Annotated in this window: 18 protein-coding genes; all 18 read right to left on the reverse strand. The window is 35.6% G+C overall.

What is annotated here, in order from left to right; all coding sequences use genetic code 11:
* Positions 1 to 99: 99 nt before the first annotated feature.
* The gene (locus RYK16_RS07945; protein WP_314851718.1) at positions 100 to 570 is read right to left on the reverse strand and encodes a hypothetical protein; all 471 of its coding nucleotides are present in this window, start codon (positions 568 to 570) and stop codon (positions 100 to 102) included.
* 12 nt (positions 571 to 582) lie between these two features.
* Positions 583 to 2,802: a type IV secretory system conjugative DNA transfer family protein gene (locus tag RYK16_RS07950; RefSeq protein ID WP_314851719.1), complete on the reverse strand. Its 2,220-nt coding sequence runs from the start codon at positions 2,800 to 2,802 to the stop codon at positions 583 to 585.
* Between the two features lie 3 nt (positions 2,803 to 2,805).
* Positions 2,806 to 4,590, reverse strand: a complete 1,785-nt coding sequence (mobL, locus tag RYK16_RS07955) for a relaxase MobL (RefSeq protein WP_314851720.1) — start codon at positions 4,588 to 4,590, stop codon at positions 2,806 to 2,808.
* Positions 4,591 to 4,845, reverse strand: a complete 255-nt coding sequence (locus RYK16_RS07960; RefSeq protein ID WP_314851721.1) for a hypothetical protein — start codon at positions 4,843 to 4,845, stop codon at positions 4,591 to 4,593.
* A gap of 19 nt (positions 4,846 to 4,864) precedes the next feature.
* Positions 4,865 to 5,371, reverse strand: coding sequence for a hypothetical protein (locus RYK16_RS07965; RefSeq protein ID WP_314851722.1), 507 nt, complete (start codon positions 5,369 to 5,371; stop codon positions 4,865 to 4,867).
* A gap of 497 nt (positions 5,372 to 5,868) precedes the next feature.
* Positions 5,869 to 6,051 carry a hypothetical protein gene (locus tag RYK16_RS07970; protein ID WP_314851724.1) on the reverse strand — a complete coding sequence of 61 codons (183 nt, stop codon included), beginning with the start codon at positions 6,049 to 6,051 and terminating at the stop codon, positions 5,869 to 5,871.
* 58 nt (positions 6,052 to 6,109) lie between these two features.
* On the reverse strand, positions 6,110 to 6,532 hold the full coding sequence (locus RYK16_RS07975) for a hypothetical protein (RefSeq protein WP_298665271.1): 423 nt from the start codon (positions 6,530 to 6,532) through the stop codon (positions 6,110 to 6,112).
* A 499-nt stretch (positions 6,533 to 7,031) separates the two neighbouring features.
* Complete coding sequence (locus tag RYK16_RS07980) at positions 7,032 to 7,304, reverse strand: type II toxin-antitoxin system YafQ family toxin (RefSeq protein WP_314851725.1); 273 nt, start codon at positions 7,302 to 7,304, stop codon at positions 7,032 to 7,034.
* Complete coding sequence (locus tag RYK16_RS07985) at positions 7,297 to 7,548, reverse strand: hypothetical protein (RefSeq protein WP_314851726.1); 252 nt, start codon at positions 7,546 to 7,548, stop codon at positions 7,297 to 7,299. The genes RYK16_RS07980 and RYK16_RS07985 overlap by 8 nt, the downstream gene beginning before the upstream one ends.
* Before the next feature lie 117 nt (positions 7,549 to 7,665).
* A complete protein-coding gene (locus tag RYK16_RS07990) occupies positions 7,666 to 8,538 on the reverse strand; it encodes a peptidoglycan amidohydrolase family protein (RefSeq protein WP_314851727.1) in 873 nt (290 codons plus the stop codon).
* An 83-nt stretch (positions 8,539 to 8,621) separates the two neighbouring features.
* The gene (locus RYK16_RS07995; protein WP_314851728.1) at positions 8,622 to 11,201 is read right to left on the reverse strand and encodes a helicase HerA domain-containing protein; all 2,580 of its coding nucleotides are present in this window, start codon (positions 11,199 to 11,201) and stop codon (positions 8,622 to 8,624) included.
* The gene (locus tag RYK16_RS08000; RefSeq protein WP_314851729.1) at positions 11,198 to 11,539 is read right to left on the reverse strand and encodes a hypothetical protein; all 342 of its coding nucleotides are present in this window, start codon (positions 11,537 to 11,539) and stop codon (positions 11,198 to 11,200) included. Before RYK16_RS08000 ends, RYK16_RS07995 begins: the two co-directional genes overlap by 4 nt.
* The gene (locus RYK16_RS08005) at positions 11,536 to 13,008 is read right to left on the reverse strand and encodes a hypothetical protein (protein WP_314851730.1); all 1,473 of its coding nucleotides are present in this window, start codon (positions 13,006 to 13,008) and stop codon (positions 11,536 to 11,538) included. Before RYK16_RS08005 ends, RYK16_RS08000 begins: the two co-directional genes overlap by 4 nt.
* A 78-nt stretch (positions 13,009 to 13,086) precedes the next feature.
* Positions 13,087 to 13,419, reverse strand: a complete 333-nt coding sequence (locus tag RYK16_RS08010) for a hypothetical protein (protein ID WP_314851731.1) — start codon at positions 13,417 to 13,419, stop codon at positions 13,087 to 13,089.
* A 20-nt stretch (positions 13,420 to 13,439) separates the two neighbouring features.
* The gene (locus RYK16_RS08015; protein WP_314851732.1) at positions 13,440 to 14,723 is read right to left on the reverse strand and encodes a zincin-like metallopeptidase domain-containing protein; all 1,284 of its coding nucleotides are present in this window, start codon (positions 14,721 to 14,723) and stop codon (positions 13,440 to 13,442) included.
* On the reverse strand, positions 14,710 to 14,847 hold the full coding sequence (locus tag RYK16_RS08020; protein ID WP_314851734.1) for a hypothetical protein: 138 nt from the start codon (positions 14,845 to 14,847) through the stop codon (positions 14,710 to 14,712). Before RYK16_RS08020 ends, RYK16_RS08015 begins: the two co-directional genes overlap by 14 nt.
* A gap of 56 nt (positions 14,848 to 14,903) precedes the next feature.
* Positions 14,904 to 15,179, reverse strand: a complete 276-nt coding sequence (locus RYK16_RS08025; RefSeq protein ID WP_314851735.1) for a hypothetical protein — start codon at positions 15,177 to 15,179, stop codon at positions 14,904 to 14,906.
* Positions 15,163 to 15,645 (reverse strand): hypothetical protein (locus tag RYK16_RS08030; protein WP_314851737.1); only part of this gene is annotated, 483 nt, incomplete at its 5' end. The genes RYK16_RS08030 and RYK16_RS08025, both read right to left, overlap by 17 nt.

The following is a 15,645-nucleotide window of genomic DNA, read 5'->3' on the forward strand; positions in this document are numbered from 1 at the left end:
AATCCAAATATGTATAGTTAGTACTTTGGTATTTAATAGTTCTGATATTGCTGCGCTCTTATAAAAAAACGCTTTCTTTGAACCATGCATGAGATTCTATTAAACAACTGTCTTATTACTATTTACCAGCATCTTTAATAATACCTGGTTGTACACTAGCTCTTCATCTTTATGAGTCCAAGGCTTATGTATAATCGTCCATCTACCATCTGTCGCAACTCCCATTACTCCAATATACTTTGCTTTCTTCAGGTAATCTTTGTATCTATCATTGATTACCTTTTCTTTTTCTAATGGAATCACTATAAATGACTTATGACAGAAACGGCTATTCTCTTCAGCTTGTGCTATAGCCTTCTTAATATCATCCAGTTTGAACTCAAAGGATACAAATTGGATTGCTGTTTCCTTTGTTGTTTTGTTTTCTACCAACTCTGCAGTAAGCAGATCTACACCACCATGTCTCGCAACACTCTCAAATTGACTAGCTAGAATGTTTGTTCTGTATTTATATTTATCCCAAAACGCTTCTTTTAAGCGTACTTCTTCTACAAACTTTATTGTATTCATTATGACTTCTCCTTATTTTGCAGCACCTAATCCAAATCCTGCAGTTGGAATCAATGATTGTTTCTCCTGTAGTTGTTCAACACCTGTTTTTAACTCTGCAGATAACTGAGGATCACCAGACAGCAGGTCTTTCTTACTATCTAACGCATCATTAATCTTTTGGTCTGCATCATAATGCTCTTGAACGTTATACACTCTCACATTACGTAATCTTCTTGTTTCTCCAGGAACATACTTCTTCTTATTCTTGTAGAAGGAATACTTCTTATAATTACGCATTCTGAAGATATATGCCTTCTTTCTTGCACTGATAATAACTGCATCACCCATCGATAATTGTTGTAATTGATCCGTAGAAATAACTGGAGCCTCCTCATAAGAACCTTTATCAGATTTCCACACAAGCTTCTTACCACTCATAGCTGAAATACGCTTGATCGTATCCATATCCTTACCATATAGATAAATAAAGTTAGCTGAGTTATTTTCGATGATTGATTCAACATCTCTTCCATATATCTCAGAGAACTGATGTAAATCCTGGACTACCATGAATGATCTAAATCCTGCAGAACGGCTAAAAGTCAAAATACCTTTAATATTCTTAAGTGCTGGAAAGTTTCCAAATTCATCAAAAATCAAATTACACGGTACTGGCAGTCTTTTTTTACCAGTCTTTTTTTGTTGCTCTTCAGTTAATTGCATCAGTAATTGGAAGGTCTGATTAATGATCAAGGATACCAATCTATAATATGTGTCCTTTTCACCATGAACGACTATAAATAGTGCTGTCTTCTTTCTTCCAATGTCCGCAACATCAAAATCTGATTTTGCCATCATTCGTAAGACAGTTTCATTCAAGGTAACGTCCTTCATCTTATTTTCAAATGAAGTAACAATAGAACCTCTTTCCTTATCTCCAGTACTCAAGAATGCCATTAATTTCTTATAGGATTCATCTGTCTTCTTACGCTTTCTCTCTAACAAGAATTTCAATTTTGGTACTTTCATAACGGTTGCACCTGCTTTAACCAATACTGTTTCCATTCCTGATCTATATGTTTCCATTACGGACTTGAAATTGATTTCCTCATCCGGAACAGGTTCTCTTTTCTTACTTTCTGGATTATAGGACTTTTCCTCTAATAGTAGAAATACGATTCCCTGGAATAAACTAGAAGCCTGATCATTAAAATGTGCTTCATTGTGTGCCTTTGGATCATAAAAGAACTGATCTGCAAGCTCCCTTAAAAACATAGCTGCTTTAGAATAGTCAAATTCTGGTGCGTAGTACTTCATATACTCTAACAATTCATTCTCTAGCCTTTGTTTTTGTAGCCCTTCAGCAGCGTTTATTTTATCCAGGTATTCTGTGATTTTTGCAGTGTATTCTTCCTTGCTCTCTAGGTATTCTTTCTCTGCCTTTCGATATGAATCAATAACAATACTTAATGGAGAATATCTATCTCCTTCCTCTGGGTGGATATAATTAATTACCCTTACATCATATCCATCTGAAAGTAATTGTTCTTTATGTTCATACAGCAACTCTCCCTTTGGATCGTTAATAATCATGGATTCCCCTGTCATACGTAAGGCATCAATCATTGGATTCACAAAAGAAACAGTCTTACCAGCATTGGATGAAGCATTGATAATTGCGTGATTATCGCCTGCATCAACATAGAGCCTGTTCCATTTAACAGCTAACGGAATACCACCTCTAAAATTCGTTTTTTTACCTGCTATTTCATAAGTCCGGATTGTGTTTTTACGGTGCTTATCAGAAACCTTTAGAATCGTACAACATTCATTCCAGAATCTTCTAAACGGGTCTAGCACATGATCCAACCAAATCAATATAGATCTTGTTTTTAGATGCCCTGTCTTATCATATTCAAGTCTCTGACTATTTCTTTTTATCTCCCACCAATTAGCAACATCAGAAAACTGTTTCTTCTCCTGGCTCGTCAATGCTCGTTTATGTTTTCCTTTTGCTCCATGTCCGCTTCTTCCAAAGAAGGTAGCATAAAAGATCTGGAAGGTCATTAGTCCAATCAATGCTCCTACTACCTTCAGCAATACATAATCTTCACCAAGAAGAAGGAACCTATAATCAAAAGATACTTGTGGATCATGGGTAACTCCTAAGTGAATTACCTGGATTGCTAAAAAGAGTATTCCTATCGCTGCAGTGATGGATAGAAATAAAAATCTAATAATCTTTCCCATTGCTTACCACTCCGTTTCTAACTCTTTATCATTATTCAGATACGCTTCAATCTCTCGGTTGATTAGCCCTGTCGCTACGCTAAGTTGAGAAGAGTTATACATATACTTAGCAGCTTCACTCATCTGCTTTCCTGAAGAAATAACAGGCTTCTTAATCTTTACCCCAAGATTCTTCTCCACGGTCTCTTTAAATCCAGTCTTATCATGTGTCTTCAAGTAGTTGATAGCAGGAAGGCAACCCATCTCTGCAGCCACTTTAATACATCTAAAGCCATCTATCTTGTTCTTATTACACATGTCCCCTTTTACTTCATGAATTCCATATGAGTATGTAGCAAGCGGATCTCCATGTGTCATTCCAACATACAATGTATCCATTCCTTCAGATACCCTATCCAGTTTGAACTGTGCCTTTGCCAGGAGAACATAATCTTTTGTGTATCCATTCTTGATGGCTTGCTTTGCATATTTGACTGTCTTCAGTGGATCAGTGATACCACCTTCACCATAGAAATACATTTTTGCTAATCTATGTGAAATGAGAGCATTTAATTTAGAATCTGTAATTTTATTTACTAGTCCTTCAAGTGTTTCTATGCATCCATGCAGAAAGGAATGATTCACCTTTTCACCTTTTGAATTGCCATTTTCTAATTGCCTCTTCACTTCCAGGTACTCTTTCCATTCTGGATTATTACTGTTCTTTTCTAATAAAGGTACTTCTGTCTTTTCAAATTGTCTTTCTACAAATGGCTTATCTAATCTTGAACTCTTATAATTGGCAGCTCGCATGTCTTTGATCTGATCCAAAATAATGTTTCCGATTTGTTTATGTAGTTTTTTGATTTCTGTATCTTTAATGGTTGCTATATCTGTACCTGCAGCTGTATCCATTGTTTTTGAAAGAGTATCTAGTTTTTCTAAGAAACTTTTATACATCTCTTTGAGTGCATCTGAGTTTAGAAATTCCTCTGCAATCTCATCCAACTTCTCTCTATATGGCATCATCTGATAAGAACCATATTGCATACGTCCGTATCTAGGTAAAACTAATGCGAGGTCTGTTACAGTTTTGATTTTACTGAAGTCATAGTTCTTTGATGCACGTATCATCTCTTTAATCTCGGCATCTTTATTTTTAAAAAATTGTTCAGGCTTTATTGCTGTATCTCTAAAAAAATCTTCTCTCAAAGATAATTCTTTTATGATAATTGCCTTCAAACTTTTTAATTGTTTTAAAGTAACTTTCCCTCTTGAACGAGTTTTATTCTTCTCTAAAAAACAAATATGCATGTGTGGATGCTCTGTATTTTTATGATAGTTTTCCCACCATAACATGTTCTGTGGATCTAAACCAACTTTCTTAAAAAACTGTGGCAATACTTTTGAAACAAGCCCAGCATAATCATGTTGTGTTCTAAGTCCACAACTTTCTGCATAATCATATGTCGGTAATGCCACAACCATATCCCACACAATATCACCTTTATCCTTGAAGGATTCTCTACAGATATTTTTGAACTCATGAATACTTTCGGCTGTATATGTACCGTTTGACGTCATGGTCAAACCTTCGGCAGCTTCCTCACGTAACGTGTATCCTATGAATCCATTTCCATCTTCATAAAACTCCTTGTCAGGTTGTGTTGCCTCTTCACGTCCAGTATAGTCCAACCATCCTTTTCTACCAAATACTGTATCCTGCGTAATAATTCCTTTAAATCTAGAATTCTTCGGAGCCTTCATTCCTAGTTCAAAAAATCTAATCTTATCTATCTCTACAGGCATTTATTCCTTTGGTCTCTCTTCTATTTTTTCTTCTTGTTTTTCTAATAATTTTTGAAAGCTTTCTTCAATTTGTGCTTTCTTTTTTTGAGTATCAGCTTCAAGCGCCTCTAATTTTTTTTGAACCTTTTCTAATTCAAGGAGTTCAAATTGTACTTTGTTTTTTTCTTCAATTAATGCATCAATTTTTACTTGGAACTCTTTAAGTTTCTTCTCTCTTTTTAAAATTTCTTTCAATAGTAAATTCTTATTCATCATCTTCTTATTCTCCATTCTCCTAATCGTTTTGATTATTTTCTTCTTTCTTCTTCATATCTTTTTGCATATCTTGGATAGATTTTATTAATGAAACTATTCTAGAATCTTTTAGATCACGATTAACTTTCATTTCAATTTCATCTTCAAAATCATATCGTCCGTTGATAAATTTCAATGCAAACTCTGGCGGCTGTTCTTGGAAATTTAATGTTCTAGAAATCACTTGTACATACAAAAGAAGTAACCGAATGTCATACCATTCCTTTCCAATATCATCACTCAATTGACTCATATACTTTTGAAAAATCTCATCAATGATTGCTCTCATTGCTTGCGTTTGTGGATGATTTTTTACTCCATCCGTTTGATAAACATAATAATTTCTGATCGCTTGCTCAATAATTTCTGTTCTAGATAATGGTCTTCTATTTTCAGAGGATGCCTTACTGAGTTCCATAGTTTCTAATAATTTTAATTGCGTTTTTATATCTTCACTCATGCGAAAAGATAAAACATCTTTAGCCATTCTTTAATTATTCCTTTCTAAAATTTATTTATTTTTTTAAATTCATTCGAGTAGTTTTAAGCGAAAAAACAAATCGAAAATGAATAAAATACAACGAAAAAAACGTATACAAACGTAATACGTTTCAAAAAAACCGTATACAACGTCTACGAATTGTATACGCTCGAAAAGCCTTTAAAATAGGCGAATTGCTCGTTGAGCAATTGCATTACACCGAATTTCGTAATACGAAATTCCTTATCTCGCTTTCCAGACAAATAGAGCGTTTTTTGCGATTTTGGCTGGAATCATAGATTGAAAACCACGAGTATCCATTTATATGAGATACGAAGTGGTGAACCAATATAAACACGAACAAAAAACTTTTACCAAGAATATTTTTGGTAAATTTTTTGTGAAGTGTTGCTACGCTTTTACTGCCGTGCGTAACGTCAGCCAAGGAAATTATCTTGGGTGGGTGGAGCCGGCAGTCTTTGGGGCAAATTGCCCCAAAGCCATTACTCCACTAAAGCATAATTTAATAACGACATATCATCATCTTCCATGTAGAAGTCATATAACCTGTTCAATTGGTCTTCATCTTCTACATCTGTTTCGATTGAAATAATTGCTTTGATAAATTCACGATGGCTCTTATCAATCATTAGTTGAAAGAGTGCTTTCATAACCAAGTAATTCATATGTTCTCCTTTTCATCTGATGTTGTTGTGGGAAGATTGCTCTTCCCACATCCAACAACTATTCACCATCTAAAGTTTCCTGTACATCATCTGTAACAGGTGACAATGTTTTGAGATAAGCCTCATACAATACTTTGAAGTCTGCACTTCTATCAGCAGTCTTTTTGAGTTGGTCTTCATACTTCAACTCTGCCATCTTTTCATCCATCAACTCTTCAAGTTTAGAACGTTCAGAAATTGCTTTTTGCTTTACAAGATACTCTGTAACATCAACTGTGCAAATGACATCTTCAAGACATTTACGTTGATAACCTGTTAGTGCTTCAAGTTCACTGACTGGTTCTAAGACGGTAGCAATTGCAAATTGCTCACCATAAGAATGGACAACTGCAACAGCACCTTTCTTTAGTTCCTTTGGACTGATGAAGATACGTGTTTCATCTTCATCATAGTTGATAATAAATCTGTAGTAGTGTTTCATGTGGAATTCCTCATCTACCTTTCGGTAGTGTCTTTCTAGCGCCACCCTTGGCACGACTACGCAAGAGCATAGACAAGTGAAACATTGAAGAGCCAAGCCAATGAAATGTGATTGACTTGCGTAGCCCTTGCATTTTTTGAGCTTGCGAAGTCCTTGACAGTTTACTGTCATAGGATGAAAAAAATGACAAGGGTCAATCCATGAAATCAGGCTCTTCAATGTGTAACGTCAAGAGATAAAAAACAAAGGACAGCAAAGCTGCTTGATAGAGTTTCGCAAGAAACTCGTATCCTTGTTTTGTATCTCGTCTATGCGATAAGGTCGGAGTGCCAAGGGTTGAAAGATAAATCAGAATTAATCCAGCAGTCTGTTTGCTAAAACAGATTGCTTTTAAAAAAGGAAGCCTGAGCAGAATCAACTGCGAAGGCATCCATGTAGTTAGAGCATTTTAAAAGCAGCACACAAGACCTGAATGGTTGAGTGTGCTGCTTGATACTGATTAAAATAGATCGCTATGGGTCCCTGTTCTTGTTAAATATAAAATTAGTTCATTCTCTGAGATTTCATAAATCAAGAGCCAATCGGGTGTAATATGACACTCTCGGCATCCTTTAAAGTTGCCACTTAAATTATGATCTTTATACTTTATAGGAAGTGCTTTCCCATTGACTAAAAGATTAAGAACATCTTTTAGCAATGTAATATCATACCCTCTTTTCTGTATTCTCTTCAAATCCTTTTGGAATTTTGCCGATGGTCGTATTTTATACATCGAGTATACCCTTCATCATCTCATCAACAGTATCATAAGTTTTTCCAATCGAGAAATCGGATTTCATTTTTTGCACTTCATTAATCGCCTCTATAGTTTCTGCGTTAGGTGTTTCATGTGCGATCACACTCTTCATGTATCTCACAAGGTTCCCTTTCACATTCTCACCATTTTTAGAAACTATGCTCTTGTATAAATTGTAGACCTCTCTATCCATGGAAAATGAACAAGTAACTGTTTTCATATATATCCTCCTTATATACTTAGTTTACTTAGTTTACTTAGTGATGTCAATAAGATTATTGAGACAATTTACAAAATTTTCCATTGACTTAGGTTCTTGGGGTAAATTGCCCCAAACTTAATTTCCTATATAACGTAAAACACCGTCCCAATTTGAATCCCAATACAATCCACTGCAGATTTCCTTTCCCGATGAATCACCATTAACTCCATCCCAATCCCAATGCGCTCCTAGATCAAGTCCATTTCCAAGGTAGATTTCTGTATGTTCTGTTTCATCTAAAAGGATATCTCCCCTTTTTAGATTAGAACGTCCGCTTATAACAGCTTCATTAGAAATATCTCCTAACTCAGATCTAGGAATCCATATCCAATTTCCTGCATTAGTAAATACCAATCGCATTGAATGTGTGGAAGTAATTGGGACATTAAATCCACCTGCATATCTCATTGCTGAACAGATCAAGGATGAACAATCGTAGTTTGGATTGCCATTTCTGGTTATCTGAGAATAACCATGACTATCATCATTGGCTATTTCTGTCATCCATGCAATCGCCCTTTCAACCGGTTCACCTACTGGATCGTTGATTCCTCTTTGTCCTCCAGGTATCAACGCAACTGCCAGTGATTTTACATTTGTTGATTCATCTTCACTCATTTTGAAACCGTATCTTGATTCAATTTCTTTCAAGCACTCTTGTGAATCTGCATCTTTGAAGATCTGCATATACGCTGCATAATCGCCATCGCTTACGAGAAATTCACCTGTTGTCTTGTAATAATAAAATGAGACAGACTGTGCAAGATAATATGAGCGATAATCGGAAGGCTTATACTTAGATATACCTTGGTATTCCGGACTATTTATCCAGCCTTTTACACTTTCTTCTATACCTTCAGTATCTGCATTTCCATTCAGACCTTTGAAGAAGGATACGATTGCATTCGTAGCAGTCGCTACAGGCTGCAGAACGGTGCCAATTGCCATTATAGGTACCATTCCTATCATCATAATAAGAAAGCCCGTACAAACCCATTTAAACAGCTTCTCAAAGGACATCTTCATTGCGGTTACTCAACCCCTATTTCCTTTAATTCTTGATCAGTAGCGATGATTTGAATCGGTATTCTTCTATTGCCGCAAATAAAGATTGCTTGTCCTAATTGGAAATTCTGCAGATAAGTAATTTCATTACTATTGAAGTTGCATAATTTCAATACGTCATTACATGCATCTTTATCCAGGTACATGACGATCTTATATGTAGAGTTATTAAAAATTGCTTTACCATGCGTGATGATACTGTCATCTGCGAAGTCTCGTGGTTCCTGTGTACCGACAATCATCATGCAATTATACTTTCTAGCACGTCTGTAGAATTGAGCAATCAATGGTGCTGTAGAACCTTGTAGAATCATTGTATGAGCCTCGTCAATGATAAAAGCTGACTGGTCATTGTTATCCAAACATTGATCCCAGGAGAACTTGAACATAATGTGATTCAAAGCTGCACTCAGATTAGAAGATGCGTTGAATAATGCTTTTGTTCCAAATGCAATAATCTGTCTTTCTGGATTTGTAAATGTAACTGTTGTATGACCAACAAAGTAAACACTCCATTCAACCATGATACGCTGCATCTTCATTCTTAAATCCATTAAGCGATCCAATTCAACTCTAGCTGCAGTATCTTCTTTTAATTCTTTGATCCTCTCTTCCAGGCATTCATTAAATGTCTCAAACGTAGGCATATCTTCATAGCGAAGTCCCTTAAAGCTTGCAAATTGTCCATTCTCATCTCTAGTAATACCAACTTTCGCATATGCTCTAAATGTAATATCACCAGTGAAAGTTAAAGTATCTTCAGAAATATTTGGATATAAGAATTGTAATACCTGGTTAATATCTTCAATGACATTGTAGATAGCAATTTCAGTATCATACATCTTCTCATCTTCATCATCTTCCTCTGAAGTAATCTTCTTTAGATCAAAGATATTGATGATGTTCCCTTTTTGTCCCCAAGCAACATAGGTTCCACCATATTTCTTGGTAAGGTTTCTATTCTTGTTTTCTGGATCAATCCAAACGATACGTACTTTTCTCTTTATGAGGTCTCTTATAAGCAGTCCCATTGTAGTACTCTTACCTGAACCAGACTTACCAACAACAATCATATTGCCATTGATGCGTTGTGTTAAACGAGCCTCACTCTTATGCGTGTTATAGAAGAATGGATCAAACATGATGATTCCCTTATTCTGTAGCTCACATCCTAACAGCATCCCCTTTGGATCTTTCAATGTTTCAAAAACGTATGGCCATAGTCCTGCAACTCCTCTAGAAGGTAGCAAGAAGCCAAAGTTCTGTTCAACGATGAACGGAGACTTTGCTTTAAAGAATAAAGGACATGATATACGTAAAACAGCTTCTTCTAAATATCTTGCATCTGCAAGCATAAAGCCTATGCTACGCATACGTAGTTTGATATCCTTCACCATTCCTCTTAAACTCTGCAGATCGTCTGCATATACAGATAACACCATAATGACATTATGTGTTCTATCCGTATCACGTAAGATTTCCTGAATGTACTCATTCAATGATGCTAGGTCATTTTGCAGATGTTGTCTAACTTGTGGATCCCTTGTTTGATAATACTTTCTTTCCTTTTCCTGGTACTCCATCTTGAGTCCTTTAGCAATACTTTCATCTGCAGTATCCGTTGTCATAAATAACTTGATATTTGGATTATTTACATAATCGCAAAGAATACCAAGACTGTATCCCTGTGGTAATCGCTTTATCAAGATATTAGATACATATTTCTCGCCTATCATGTAATGATCTGGCTTTAATGAGAAACAAAATGGTGCCATTCTCGATTGTCTGATCGTACTAATCTCTGGAATGAGATTTTCAATAGGTGCATCCCTTGCATCTAATAATGGTTTTGTATTATCTACCAACTCATATTGATCATCATTCGCATTGTATTCCATTTCGACATTTTCATATGAGAATATTCCCCTGGAATAGTAGTAATCTGGCACTGGGGTATTTTCAAAGACATACGCAATGTAGTTATAAAAATCGAATTCATTCAGCTTTTTTGGCTGGAAGCCAGCAACAGAAAACTCATTAAACAATTCCCAATAATTTTTATCCAACTCTTTTGGATCGCTAGAACGGATCATGATAAAGAAATTTAATTCTTTATATGCATCACAGAAACTGTCTAATTTGTCGATATCTCCATCCATCAGTGTCTGGATAATACGATCGTCTTCCATTCTCTGTCCTTCAATAATCTGATCAATATATGATTGGACATCAACTTTTGTTAATACAAAACTGTAGTACATCTTAAAGCGTAACTTATTCAAACAAATTCTCAGTCCATCGACATGTCTAACCTGCTCTTCGTAGTCATCTAAGAAAATATCATGCGGATTGACTTTGATACCTCTGATCCATGCTTCTTTATTACCATCCTTCAGCATGATATAGTCTTCGCCAACTTCACGGATATTCATCCAATCCATTGTTGTATTTACTTTTTTTCGCAAAGTTTTTGTATCCTTCTTTGCTTTTATTAGCCTATCTTTTTGTTTCTTTTCTAGGCTCGTTAGTTTTCTTATTTTATTCATGGCTTAACTTCCTCATCTATTGAACTTCCACCAGTATTTTGATATTCACCAGCACTTACACATACTTTTCTTGTACGGTTAAATAAAAAGAGTACATGTAGATACTCTAGCCAGTTGTGATAGATTCCATAAGGTTGAATGAGCATATAACCAATACCTGCAGGAAGTGCCAATAGCACAATTACAACTGCACTTCTTCCTTCCAGTGCAGATAAATAAACATACATGAAAAAGAAAGTACTAATAATACCTGCAGCAAGTATCATTAGATCCAATTTCCTATATTTTCCTAAAACCAATTTTCCGCTTTTAAAAGGTGCTGGACTATTAAATCTCATTCGTTGCTACCTCCTTTAGCCGCATCATACATTCTATGTGCTGCTCTTGCTGCAGTAACAACATGAGACTGTCTACTCTGAATCATTCCACCTCTTGTACGTGTTTGAACAGGTCTAGATAAACGATTTGCTGACATCTGATATAGGCTTGATCCAGCCTGGTTCACCATACGTCCAATTCTACTATTACTATTCATGTCCGCAATTCTTCTTGCAATAGAATTACCGTCTTTTGTCATTCGTCTAGGTGTACCTTCTCCACTACCCAATCCACTTAGCATGGATGGATTTACACTGCTTTGTGGCATATTAGAGTCATCTAATCCTGGTACTCCACCTGCTGTTACCTGGCTTGGGGCAATTTGCCCCAAAGGACTAGTGCCACCACCTTCATAACCGTTTGTATTTCCGATTCCTGCAAGGATACCTCCAGAGCCTCCTGTAAGACCTCCTAAAGCTTCTCCAGCAGAATGTAGTAATCCAGTTCCACCTGCTAAACGTCCACTTCCATAGATTGCACTAGCACCCATTGTAAGAGCCGCTCCAGCAGCCATACCACCAATACCGCTCATTGCAGAAGAAATCATACCTAATGATTGCATCTGTTGGAATGCAGTACCTACACCAACATCTCCACCTAGTAATTGTGCAATACCAGTAGGTGCATTCATAACAGCAGATAAGGCACCGATAAAGAAGATTACTTTTGCTAGTGCAGAAATTGGAACGGCTGGTGTTACAGCCAATACTAAAATCACCAGCATCATCTGATAAAAATTGGTTAAAAAATCAGCCAGGCATAATTTCCACCATATCGAGAAGGTATTATTGTCTGGATCAAACATTCCAGAAAATACCCATGGTGAAATCAATATCTTCAATAGAAGATTAATAATACGCTGTGCAACTTGTATTCCTATGAACACAAATAAAAAGTCTGCCACACCAGCAGAGACTCCAGCAAATACAATATCAAAAGCAGACGGATAAATTAGATAAGCATCTTTTGTTGCATTCAGTTTATTGATATCAATCGTATCTAATTTAACTTCAGAAACATCACTTCCATCATATCCTGCAGCAACCATTATTGATGATGGTTTTGTATTCTCATCAAAACCTGTAATCAATGTGCCTATGCTTTTTGTTAATCCACTTGAAATACCAGAGACTCCTTTAAAGAAGCCTGGCATGAGTAAGATAACAATTCCTAAAATAGCAAACTTTTTAAATACATCTGTTGGACTAAATTTTAGAATCTTTTCTTCATCCGTTATTGTCTGTAAATAATAAAATACAAATCGGATGATGATTAAGGAACCTGTTAAAACAAGTAATCCCGTCCACCAATTCCAAATAAAATCAAAGTTTCCTAGATTCAATCCTATTAATTCTTTTAGAATTCCATATATCAGATCCATTAAACCAAATGAAGCTTTGCAAAAGAACCAGATCATATTTCTAATCATGTCCAACAGCATATCTCCTGGTTTCATTTCCTCACATCCTTTCTCTTTAAAAACTTGGGGCAAATTGTCCCAGACTCCTTAAAGTCCAAAAACTTTCATGATTGCTGATAATGCTTCAACAACAACTGCACCTGTAACAATCTTTACAACAGATTTTGACCATGGTTTCTGTTCTTGCTCAGCTTCATCTTTTCCTGTCCATTTGATATAGACCCAAATACTTGCTGCTAAAGCCGCTAAAGGTACAAACCATAATAGGAAACTTGTTAATGGTTTAAAGAATGTCTCTACAAGTGATTTAGCTGCTCCTTCATTAAAGGTTAATCCTTCAGCATGTGTAGTCATTACGTTCAATGCTGTTACAGATACTGTAGTAATTGCTGCAGATACTTTATTTCTAATATTCTTCATGTTATTTTCCTTCTTTCTAATTAAAAACTTATTCCTTCATCTTCAAAGCCCATCCCTACGATGCCTTCATTCATAATACTTGCATCACTGGATAATACTTCTTGGTTTTCATGTATTAATCTAAAGCCAGCATTGATTAGAATTGCATCTCGTAAAGTTTCATATGTAGCACTCTTTTCCTCTTCAGAATCGCCCTTCTTATACGCATCAAACTTATCATTAATCCAGTCTTGATGTTCATCTAGGCATCTATATTCCATCTCAGATACTCTCTCATTTAAAAAATCATCCTTGATTTTCTCCTGGATGTATTTGGAGTGATCCTGTTGATTCTCCTCTTGCAACTTTTCTTGGTGTATTTTCTCTCTTGCGATTGGTGCCTGCTCCTGGATATAATCACTAATCTTTTCTGCATCTTTGATTGCTTGGAAAAGAATCTTTGGATCATTTTTTAATATCTCAACCCAAGACTGAATATACGCTTTATGATTATCTAATAGTTTAGCTTCCGTTGGCATATGTAGATCTGCAAAAAGAATAGATGATGCAATCTCTGCTCTCAGTTCTTCTTCAGCATATTCAGCACTACCAAATCTTCCACTCAAGTCTCTATTCAAACGCTTCTCTGCTCCGGTAGAGTGTGCTGTTTCATGTAATCGTGTTGCATAATAATCCGCAATAGTTTCAAATGAATCCTTTGTAGGTAATACGATCTTGTCCTCTTTCACACTATAGAATGCTCTATCACCATAGTGGTTCAATTCAACACCCATTGTTTTTAAAGCTTCATCACAAAACTCTTGTAAAGCAGGCATAGATACTGTGTGTTCTCTTCGCTTTGTACGCTCAGGTACACCTTCTATACATGAGTAGTTAAATACTGTATAGGTACGTAACATCACCGCATAATTCTGTGCTTCACTTGGATCATCAGCAACAATCTTTGCATATTCCACAAAATCAATAGTTTGTTTTGTTTCACGATTAATCATCTTGGCTATTTCTACCGGCACTCCTTCAGAACCTTTTTTTAAGTGCCATTTTTGATTAGGATGATATTTATTATCCTTATCAGCAATTTGATTAAATGTAGCCCATCTGGTGTCTTCATATCCTCTTCTAGTTGCAATGTATTCCAGTAGTAGGTAATTGATTCCTCTATACCTTGTTTTTGAAATAGGATTTTCTGGTCGTGAACCTTGCCACGTCTTTTCCCAAGGTATAACGTTTTCTTCTAATGATTTTAGATAGAACTCCGCAAGCTGCTCTCTTGTCTTCGTAACATACTTTTTATTTTCTGACATAGAATAAAATCTCCTCATCAGGATTTTCTTCTAGTAGAGATGATTCTTCATCTTCTTCATTGATCGTTTTCAATAATTCTTTGAAGTCATCCTCTGTCATCTCTATTTCCTTTTTTTTCTCCATCATTTATCATCCTTTCCTGGGGCAAATTGCCCCAAAACTTTTTAAATCACTTATAACTAATCTGATAAAATCTCTAAACACATGACATAGATCAATTCATCAAATGAAATGATTTGTTCCTCGATACCATTCGTAATGGTGTATTTACTATACTTTTTATCTTCGATAATCAAACTATTTAATTCTGCCTTATCTACTTTCGCTTTTGAAAGATTCAAAATCACATAATAACCTTCATATCTAGAACCTTTTGGAAAAAACACTTTATACTCTCGTCCATCCAACTTCATTGGATCAACTTTTATCCGTAGTTGATTAACTCCCTCCTGCATCCAAATCTCCTATCTTTACCATTATCTTTGCGATTTCCATTGTGATTCTTGAAATGAGATCATCTGTAACTACTTCAAAGTTTCTCTTTGGTGTCGTATATCCTTGAAATACGATATCTGGATACTTAAGAATCATTAATACTTTATCTTTGATTGCCACCTTGTAATACAATCTCTTATTATGAATTACAGACTCTAAGTTTTGAATCTTATACCGTTCTATTCGATGGATTGCATCTCTAGCATCACCTAGATAAATAAAATTACAGCATTTTTCTAAAATAGGAATTCCATTGAAGAAAATATCAAAAGTAACATTATTCTGTTCCTTTGTATTTAGTTCAATCGTTACACCTTTTCTCAATAACTTTGAGAATCTACTTTCCATCGCTTTCTTTAACTCAGACACTGAGTTATAACTGGTACTGAACTCATTTTTTATTGAAGAAATCTGACTATAATAAAT

The organism is uncultured Solobacterium sp., assembly GCF_963550625.1.
In the GTDB taxonomy this organism is placed as follows: domain Bacteria; phylum Bacillota_I; class Bacilli_A; order Erysipelotrichales; family Erysipelotrichaceae; genus Bulleidia.